Source organism: Methylibium sp. T29 (genome assembly GCF_000576205.1).
In the GTDB taxonomy this organism is placed as follows: Bacteria; Pseudomonadota; Gammaproteobacteria; order Burkholderiales; family Burkholderiaceae_C; genus Methylibium; species Methylibium petroleiphilum.
Map to the genome: position 1 here is coordinate 1 of NZ_AZND01000313.1, position 3,302 is coordinate 3,302.

2 protein-coding genes and 1 pseudogene are annotated in these 3,302 nt (G+C 72.4%); all 3 read left to right on the top strand.

All coding sequences use genetic code 11. The features are described from left to right. Positions 1 to 457: LysR substrate-binding domain-containing protein (locus x551_RS20015; RefSeq protein ID WP_036250567.1), on the top strand; the 457-nt coding region annotated here is incomplete at its 5' end. Between the two features lie 93 nt (positions 458 to 550). Next, positions 551 to 2,586: pseudogene (locus x551_RS20020) on the top strand (transglycosylase SLT domain-containing protein). Between the two features lie 13 nt (positions 2,587 to 2,599). Next, positions 2,600 to 3,302 (top strand): complex I NDUFA9 subunit family protein (locus x551_RS20025; RefSeq protein WP_036250570.1); only part of this gene is annotated, 703 nt, incomplete at its 3' end.

Here is a 3,302-nt window from a genome sequence, read left to right on the forward strand (position 1 = left end):
GGTGGCGAGCCCGCGCCTGCTCGAGCAGGCCGCGAGCGGCGCCGCGCCGCCGCTGCGCACACCGGCCGACCTGGCGCTGCACACGCTGCTGGAGGAAGACAGCCTGCAGGCGAGCACCCAGTTCGTCAGCTGGCGGCACTGGCTGGCGGTGCAGGCCCTGCCTGCGCTGGAGCCGCGACGCTGGATCTACCTGAACTTCACCTACCAGCAGGTGCAGGCTGCGCTGGCCGGCCAGGGCATCGCGCTGGCCCGGCTGGCGCTGGTCGACGAATCGCTGGCGCGCGGCGAGCTGGTGGAACCCTTCGGGCCGGCCTTCCGCACCCGCAGCCCCTACAGCTACTGGCTGATCATCGCCGGCAGCAAGCGCGACCGTGCGGAGGTCCAGCGCTTCGCGAGCTGGGTGCAGGCGCAGGGCGCGTCGACGCGCCAGGCCATCGGCGAGACCGAGTTCGATTGACCCTGCGCTCGGCAGCATGTCAGATGCACGCACCCGGTGACTGCGTAAAATTCGAGCGGAACCGAAGCCCATCGTGACGGCTCCCTCCGTGGCATGACCCTGCAGACCCCGACACCCCTCCGCTGCCACATCCTGCTCCGCGCGGTCGCCCTTGCCGCGATCACCGGGGCCCTGGCCTTGCCCTCCGCGCCGGTCGCCGCGCAGACCGCCAACGACACGGTTCTCGAAGCCCGCGAGGCGCTGCGCAAGCGCGACAAGCCGCGCCTGGCGGCCACGCGTGCGGCGGCACTGGCCGCGAACCACCCGCTCGCGATGTGGCCCGACTACTGGGAACTCGGCAACCGCCTCGCCGACGCACAGCAGGACGAACTGAATGCCTTCTACGCGCGCTGGCCGGGCACCTATGTCGAGGACCGGCTGCGCAACGACTGGCTGCTCGAGCTGGGCCGCCGTCGCGACTGGGGCAACTTCCGCGCGGAATACCCGCGCTTCAAGCTCGACGACGATCGCGAGGTGCGCTGCTACGCGCTGCTGACGCGGCACCTCGATGGCCAGGACGTGACGGACGACGCCCGCGCCGCCTGGTTCGCGCAACGCGATGCCGACGACGGCTGCGCGCTGCTGGCCAGCACGCTGTTCGATGCCAAGCGGATCGGCCGCGACGACGTCTGGCGCAAGACGCGGCTGGCGGTCGAGGCCAACCGCCCCCGCATGGCCCGCCAAGCCGCCGCGATGCTGGGCGACGACATGGCCAATGCGGTCGGCGAACTGAACGACAACCCGCAGCGCTACCTGACGCGCAAGGCCGCGACGCAGGGCCGCGGTGCCAGCGAGCTGACCGCGCTGGCGCTGATCCGCAGCGCCGCGAACGACCCCGACGTGGCGGCCACCGCGATGAACGATCGCTGGGCCGCGCGGCTGCCGGCGGACCTGTCCGCGTGGGTCTGGGCCAGCGTCGGCAAGCAGGCGGCGCTCAAGCTCAGCACCAGCGCCTCCGACCACTTCCAGCGTGCCGAGCTGACACGCACCGGCAACGTCGACGTGGCGCTGCCCGACGACACGCTGGCGTGGAAGCTGCGCGCCGCCCTGCGCGCCAACAACGGCGCGGGCCGCTGGCAGCAGGTGATGCAGGCCGTCACCGCGATGAGCAGCAGCGAGCAGCGCGAGCCCGCGTGGATCTACTGGAAGGCGCGCGCGCTGCAGGCGCTGGCCGGCAGCAGCCAGGACGGCGTCGCGCTGGGTGCGCAGGCGCGCGAGCTGCTCGCGTCGATCGCGAGTCCGCTGCACTTCTACGGCAAGCTGGCCATGGAAGACCTCGGGCAACCGCTGGTCCTGCCCGCCGCACCGGCACCGCTCACGCCCGAGGAGCGCAACGCCGCGGCCCAGCACCCCGGCCTGAAGCGCGCGCTGCTGCTGATCGAACTCGACCTGCGCAGCGAAGGCGTGCGCGAGTGGAACTTCTCTCTGTTCGGCATGGGCGAACGCGAGCTGCTGGCCGCTGCCCAGCTGGCCTGCGAGCGCCAGGTGTGGGACCGCTGCATCAACACCAGCGAGCGCACCCGCGAGCAGGTCGACATGGCACAGCGCTTCCCCACGCCCTACCGCAGCGATGTGGTGGCGCGCGCGCGCGAGGCGGGGCTGGACCCGGCCTACGTCTACGGCCTGATCCGCCAGGAGTCGCGCTTCATCACCAGCGCGCGTTCGTCGGTCGGCGCCTCGGGCTGATGCAGCTGATGCCGGCCACCGCCAAGTGGACCGCCCGCAAGCTGGGCATCGACTACACGCACGACCGCATCACCGAGCACGGCACCAACCTGCGGCTCGGCACCGGCTACCTGAAGATGGTGCTCGACAGCTTCGACGGCTCGCAGGCCATGGCCGCGGCCGGCTACAACGCCGGCCCGAACCGGCCGCGCAAGTGGCGCGAAGGGCCGTCGCTGGACGCGGCGGCCTGGGCCGAGAACATTCCCTTCACCGAGACGCGCGACTACGTGAAGAAGGTGCTCTCCAACGCCACCGACTACGCCGCGCTGCTGAGCGGCCAGCCGCAGTCGCTGCGCGCGCGGCTGGGCAGCGCGATCGGCCCGCACCCCGGCGCGGCCGATCCGGCCGAGCGCGAGCTGCCCTGACGAAGCCTGCCCCATGAAGAACCTGCTGATCCTCGGTGGCACCGGCTTTGTCGGCAGTGCCTTGTGCGAGAAGCTCGTCGAGCACTTCGGTGCAGCGGGCGCCCGCCTCACGGTACCGACCCGTCGCGCCGAGCGCGCCAAGCGGCTGGCGATGCTGCCGACCGTCGAGCTGGTCGAGACCGACCTCCACGACGACGGGCGGCTGACGCGGCTGCTGTTCGGCCGCGACGCGGTGATCAATCTGGTGGCGATCCTGCACGGCAGCGCCGAGGAGTTCGAGCGGGTGCACGTCGCGCTGCCGCAGCGGCTGGCGCGGGCCTGCAAGGTGGCCGGCGTCCCGCGCGTGGTGCACGTGAGCGCCCTCGGCGCCGCGGCCGACGCGCCCTCGAACTACCTGCGCTCCAAGGCCGTCGGCGAGGCGGCGCTGCGCGCAGCCGGGCTCGACCTCACGGTGCTGCGGCCATCGGTCATCTTCGGGTCGGGCGACCGCTTCCTGAACCTGTTCGCGCAGCTGCAGGCGGTGTTCCCGCTGATGCCGCTGGCGGGCGCCGACGCGAGGTTCCAGCCGGTGTGGGTCGAGGACGTGGCTGCAGCGATCGTGCGCAGCCTGGTGTCGCCGGCGCCCGAGGTCGTGGAATGCGTCGGCCCGCACGTCTACACGCTGGCCGAACTGGTGCGGCTCGCCGGCCGCTGGTCGGGCCACGAGCGGCCCGTGC